We start from the raw sequence: 6,362 nt of genomic DNA, 5'->3' as shown, positions 1-6,362 counted from the left end.
GATCAGTACTGTCGACAACCGGCCAGGCACATCAAGCCAGGTTGGTCAGATGGGGCTGGGCCTGATCAATGGGACTGAAAAGCTGGGTTACTACCAGTTGGGTTTCAAAAACCAGGTCGCGGACGTTCCGGTGCACGTTATGTACTCACATAACGCGGGCGACACCTGGGATAGGTTTGACGATGACGTGTCGAAAGAACCGAACGATTGGATCGCATTTGGTAACAATACCAGTGGCACCTGGACACCTGAATTCGTTCAGAACGTCACAGTCGACATGTCGCTTAACACCGTCATCGCCCCCACCAACAGCCTGACCCTGACCGACGAAGTAAAACTCGACGGTTCCGCGACCCTGCAAATCAAGTACCTGTAACTCTTCCTCATTAACGGGCAACGCCAGTCACCCGACATTGCCCGCTCACTCAAAGGACGCCCCATCATGGAACGATGCTCCCTTGCTTTATTGGCTCCGCTATTGCTCGCCTGCGCACCTTCAGCCCTGGCCGCCAGCAGCACCCACCTGAGCGTCACCGGCCTGATCACTCCCAGCGCCTGTACACCCGACCTGTCCGGTGGCGGCCTCGTCGACCACGGCAAAGTGACGGTGAAGGATCTCAATGGGGAGCAGCCCACCCGGCTGCCTACCGGCACGTTGTTCCTGAACGTGAATTGTGAGGCCGCCACGCTGTTTACCCTGACGACCCTCGACAACCGCGAAGGCTCGTCCGCCATCCACCCGGCCCACCACGGTCTGGGTGTGGTCAACGATGACCAGAACCTCGGCAGTGTCGCGTTAGGCCTGTTCGACACGGTAGCAGACGGCAACCCGGTGAGAACCATCATGTCCAATAACGACGGTGCCAGCTGGCGGGTGTCGTCCTACCTGGGGCATGCCGGCCTGACCGCGTTTGCGGCATTGACCGATCTGAGCACACCGATCGCCATCAAAGACCTGCACGCCAGACTGACGGCCTTTACCACCATCGTGCGCGCGAATGACCTGACCCTGACCGATGAAGTCCCCATCGACGGGCACATCACCGTGCAACTGAACTACTGACCGACCGGCCGGTATTGCCGGCCGCTTTTTTTCCGAACACTCAACGAGACACGTCATGACGATGTTTTTATTCCACACACGCCATCTGCTGCATTCCGGCATCGGCGTGCTCGCCCTTCTGCTGGCCTCCCACGCCCAGGCTGACGGAATGGTCCCGAACACCTCGGTGGTCATCGTCAACGAGGCTGATGGCGAAGCTTCCGTGACGGTGACCAACACCGATGCCAACCTCGCGTTGATGCACGTCACTATCGAGGACATTGCCGAGGACAGCGAATCCCTGGTGTTTGTGACACCTCCGCTGGCACGCGTCGAAGCCTCGAAAACCCAATTGGTGCGCTTCATTCTTCAAACCGAAAAACCGTTGCTTACCCAGCGTTTGAAGCGGGTGATCTTCGAAGGTATCCCTGAGGGAAAACCCGCCGTCGACGCCGGGCATGCCCGCGTAGGCGTGACGGTGCGTCAGAATCTGCCGTTGATTCTTCATCCCAAGGGGCTGGCGCCCAACCGCACGCCATGGACCGACCTGCAATGGTCACTGCAGGACGGTCAACTGACCGTGCGCAACGACACGCCTTACGTCGTACGCCTGGGACAGGAAGTGCAATTGTTACCTTCGGCGGGCGGCGCGATGTTGCCGAAAACCTATGTGTTGCCCGGTGAGCACATCAGCGTCAAGGCGCCTGAGGGGGCAGCGACACAAGTGCGTTTTCAACCGGCGACTGTCTACGGTTTCGCGGTGCCGCATTACGAGGCCCCGATCAAATCCTGAACCCCACCCTGAGAACGCTCATAAAGGAACAGTGAGCTCCTGTTTCGAGGCCACGGCCCTTCAGCCGTCGTCAACGGCGTATCTGATCCACAGAGAATCGGTCAGCACGCCGGCATAACTCAAGTGAACCCAATGAACACAGTATTGATTTACCGTGATGGCGAAGCCGTGCCCGCTGTTCAGACCGTCGCTCGCTCTCGCACAGGGCGGCGGACCACGGTAGCGTTGCTGCTGAGCAATACGCTGATGATGGTCGACGCCCACGGGAATGCGCCCGTGCCGGCATCGTTTGACAAAAACACACTGCTTCAGCGTGGCATCGATCCGGCGCTGGCGACGGTGCTGATGCAAGCACCGCGATTCTCGGCAGGACGGCACCCCGTCACGCTCACGGTCAATGGTCAACGCCATGGCCGGGTCGACGTCACGTTCAATCGCGAAGGCGCACTGTGCTTCGATCGCACTCTGCTTGATGCGGCCAATCTGAAGGTCCCCGATCGCCTGCTGGACGATGGCCAGTGCCACGATTTTCTGGGCACTTCGCCACAGACCGTCATAGACCCGGACCCGGCAAACCTGGCCGTGTCGCTGATCGTGCCCACCGATGCAATTCGCCCCACGGCACGGGATTACTCGGGTTATCAAACCGGGGGCATCGCCGGCATGCTCAATTACGACGTCACCGGTTTGCACAGCCGTTATGGCGATCACTCCAGTCGCTTCGCCTCGGCCAATACCGAAGCAGGCTTCAACGCCGGTGACTGGATCGTGCGCAGTCGCCAGGTGCAGACCTGGCAGGACAATGCTTCCCGCACCACGCACATCGCCGCCTACGCCCAACGTACTTTTGCCAGTCACGAAGCGGTGCTGCAAGCGGGCCAGATCAATCTGTACAACCCGGTACTGGCCGGCGCGCAGATCACCGGCGTGCAAGTGTTGAACGAGGAAGCGCTGCAGGTCGAAGGCCAAAGCGCGGTCATTGAAGGCATTGCCAACAGTCAGGCGCAGGTCGAAGTTCGGCAGAACGGTGTGCTGATCCATTCCACCGTGGTGCCCGCCGGGCCGTTTTCCCTGACCAACGTACGCCGCCTAAACAGCCGCTCCGACGTCGAAGTCACGATCAAGGAAGCCGATGGCAGCGAGCGCAGCTTTACCGTACCTGCGGCAATGCTCGGCGTCGGTTTGCCAGCGCCCGGTTATTCGCTGGCGGCCGGCAAGGTGCGCAGTACCAGAGACGAACAGGGTGGCGATCCGTGGGTGATCAGCGGCGGCTGGAGCGGCGCCCTTACGCCGCAAGTGTTGCTCAGTGCAGGCCTGACCGGCGCCGCCGATTATCGCGTGACGGGTGCCAGCGTCGGCCTGCTGCCATCGCCCGTTACCCAGGTTCAAGCCACGCTCACCGGTGCCGACGCCGGTGGCCGGCAAGCCAGCCAGGGGCTTCAGGCTGACTTGAGCGTATCGCACCGCTTAAGCGAGCAGTGGGCGCTCAATGCAGGCAGTTCTTACCGGACCCTTGGCTACCGTGAACTGCAAGACGCGGTGTTCGACAACACCTCCGACAACAGTAAATCCCGCTACCGCGACCAGCAAAGCGCTGCCTTGTCCTGGTCCCACCCTTGGCTCGGCGCGTTCAGCGGCGGCTTCAGCCGATCAAGCTCGTTCGACGGCCAAAGCAGCAGCCGCGCCCTTGCGTCCTGGGGCACCAGCATCGGTGGTGTGTCGGTTTCGGCGACGGCTGAATGGCAGGTCAGCGGCGCGAGCCGCGGCGACGATAGCGTCTACCTGAACCTCAGCATTCCCCTGGGCGAGAACCGCCGGGCACGCACCTGGGTGCGTAGCGCTGGCGGCGAGTACCGCAGCGGGATGGGTTTGAGTGAGCAGATCAACGATCAACTGGCTTACCGGGTCGGCGTTGAGCACGACACTCGCGATAAAGAAGTGCAGTCCACGACCGGCGTTTCGCTGCTGCCGCGCTACACCCAACTGGACCTGAACTACACCCGCGCCGACGCCGAACGTTCCAGTTATCAGGCCAGCGCCAGAGGCGGCGCGGTGCTGCACGGCAGCGGCGTGACGCTGTCGCCTTATCCGGTGAGCGACACCTTTGCGCTGCTGTCAGTGGGCGATATGGGTTCCATCAAGGTCTCGACCCCCAGCGGCCCGGTGTGGACCGACTGGCAAGGTCAGGCGGTGGTCCCGCAAGTGGCGGCTTACGGCCGTAGCGCGGTGGAAGTCGACACCAAAACCCTGCCGCGCAATGCCGACATTCACAACGGCCTGGCGGTGATTTCGGCCGGGCGTGGCGCCGTCGACAACATCGAGTTCGGCCTCACCCTGACCCGCCGTGCCCTGCTCAAGGCCACCACCGCCAACGGTGCCCCCCTGCCTCGCGGCGCGGCAGTGAACACCGAGGATGGCGAGTTCGTCACCCTGGTGCAGGACGGCGGCCTGGTGTTTCTGCCCAACGTCCTCGCCCCCCGTGCGCTGTGGATCACCGCACCGGGGCTGGAGCGCTGCGAACTGCGTTTCGAGCTGCCGGCGGACGCCGACACCAACGCGTATTACGAAACCGCCCCCGCCAAGTGCCGAGCCCTCTGAGGATGCCTTCATGAACCTGTCCCGCTATTTTCTGCTGCCCCTGGCGCTGAGCACTTTCACACCGTTCGCCTGGTCGTCTGCGGATGAATGCCAGCTCAATCTTAGCCAGCCTGTGCTTGATTACGGGCTGATGAACCGGGCGATACGTCCCGACTCAGCCCCCGAACGAAACCTCGGCGAACGTCAGCTGAGCCTGAGCCTGAGCTGCTCGCAACCCACCGACATGAGCGTGTTTTATCGCGCGATGCCGGCGACGGCTGAACGCTTTCACTTTGCCGAGCGCGGCAGCTACCGGGTACGCATTCGTGACGCGGTACTTGATGGTCAATCGGTAGAAATCGGGTTGATTGCCGGCGTCGGCCAACCGCCTGCGGAGACGGCGTCGAGCCTGATCTGGCGACCGGCGCACGGCGTCGTTCCGGTACAGGCCGGCGTGCCGCGGCAGGGTCGCAGTTTTTCGGCACAACTTGAGCTGACCGCCTGGGTTCAAGAGCAAGGCATGCAAGTGCGTGACGCGGTTACCTGGGAAGCCACTGGCGTGTTCGACGCCGTGGCTGCCGGGCGCACCCGCGAGGCGACCTTGCGCGCCCGCTTCGCGCCAGCGGCCTGCGAACCGATGCTGTCCAACGGCGGCGTGGTCGATTTCGGCACCCTGTCGAAAAACGATCTGAACGCCGACAAGAGCACCCACCTGCCGCCCAGGTCGTTGACATTGAGGGTGGGCTGCGACGCACCCACTTCGTTCGCGCTGGTCATGCATGACAACCGCTCAGGCTCGGCGACGATCAACAGCGAGATTTACTACGGACTGGGCACGGACAACCGCAATAACAAAATCGGGCTGTTCTCACTGAACATCGACCCGACCGACGCCAGCGCCGACGACTACGCCCGTCTCTATCGAATTGATTCCACTACCGCCGGCATGGCCTGGAGCACGCCCAGCGCCAGCCCGATTCCCATCGGCAAAACCAGTTACCTGGGCTTCACCGACAACGCGAGTTCCAACGGCCCGGCGCTGATCCAGAACCTCAGCACCACGGTGACCGTCGACGCGGTCATCGCCCCTACCAACAGCCTGGATTTGAGCAGCGCCATCGACCTCGATGGTTCGGGGACGATCGAGATTATTTACCTGTAACCCCCAACCCGATCCTGCTGGATCCGCGGCGCACTTGAGCACCTCGGGGCAGTCAGGACACACAACCCTAGAAGTGAGTAAACAATGATTAAAAAATACTTATCAGCACTCTCCGCCACCGTACTGATTGGCGTTGCGCCTTATGCGCTGGCGGCGTCGAGCACCGACCTGACTGTCACCGGCACAATCACGCCCAATGCTTGCACACCGAGTTTGTCGGACGGAGGTGTCGTTGACCACGGCAAGATCCTGGTGAAAGACCTCAACCTGACGGGCAATACACTATTAACCACCCACAATCTGCAGTTAACGGTGAGCTGTAATGCTCCGGCATCGTTTCAATTGAAGGCCATCGACAATAAACCCGGCACAACCTCCAATAATGACTGGTTCGGCATCGGAATGACTGACGCGGGAGAACGGCTGGGTTTTACCGTTACGACACTCCATAACCCGGTGGCTGACTCACAACCCGTAAGGACAATCATATCGACTAACAACGGGGCAACCTGGGCGGCGCATCATCACTATCGACCGAACTGGTTAATGTCCGTCGCGTCCCCAACGGATACCTCCACTCCAATTGCCGTGCAAGATCTCGCCGTTGATTTAAGGATCGGCACCGTAATTACTCGTGCCGACCGTCTTACCTTGACCGACGATACCGCTATCGACGGCTCCGCAACGTATGAACTGAATTACCTGTAAGCCCATGACGCTGAACTGCTCGCCACTCAACTCGCGCGAGCGGTTCAGTGCCAACAAGGAGAACACCCACTCAAATGAAT

General features: G+C 61.1%; 6 protein-coding genes. All 6 read left to right on the top strand.

Annotated elements, in window-relative coordinates; genetic code table 11:
• The coding region (locus tag AC1DIH_RS17475) for a DUF1120 domain-containing protein (RefSeq protein WP_477772624.1) at positions 1-376 on the top strand (376 nt) is incomplete at its 5' end.
• A gap of 66 nt (positions 377-442) precedes the next feature.
• Complete coding sequence (locus tag AC1DIH_RS17470) at positions 443-1,063, top strand: DUF1120 domain-containing protein (protein ID WP_477772623.1); 621 nt, start codon at positions 443-445, stop codon at positions 1,061-1,063.
• A gap of 55 nt (positions 1,064-1,118) precedes the next feature.
• Complete coding sequence (locus AC1DIH_RS17465) at positions 1,119-1,835, top strand: fimbria/pilus chaperone family protein (RefSeq protein WP_477772622.1); 717 nt, start codon at positions 1,119-1,121, stop codon at positions 1,833-1,835.
• A gap of 132 nt (positions 1,836-1,967) precedes the next feature.
• The gene (locus AC1DIH_RS17460) at positions 1,968-4,433 is read left to right on the top strand and encodes a fimbria/pilus outer membrane usher protein (RefSeq protein ID WP_477772621.1); all 2,466 of its coding nucleotides are present in this window, start codon (positions 1,968-1,970) and stop codon (positions 4,431-4,433) included.
• Between the two features lie 10 nt (positions 4,434-4,443).
• Entirely contained in the window at positions 4,444-5,574 is a 1,131-nt protein-coding gene (locus AC1DIH_RS17455) for a DUF1120 domain-containing protein (protein WP_477772620.1), read from the top strand.
• Positions 5,575-5,658: 84 nt separating this feature from the next.
• Positions 5,659-6,282 carry a DUF1120 domain-containing protein gene (locus AC1DIH_RS17450; protein WP_477772619.1) on the top strand — a complete coding sequence of 208 codons (624 nt, stop codon included), beginning with the start codon at positions 5,659-5,661 and terminating at the stop codon, positions 6,280-6,282.
• Positions 6,283-6,362 lie beyond the last annotated feature (80 nt).

Source organism: Pseudomonas sp. 05N36 (assembly GCF_056397385.1).
Note: the sequence above shows the minus strand (reverse complement) of the source record. Positions and strands in the feature narration are given on the sequence as shown.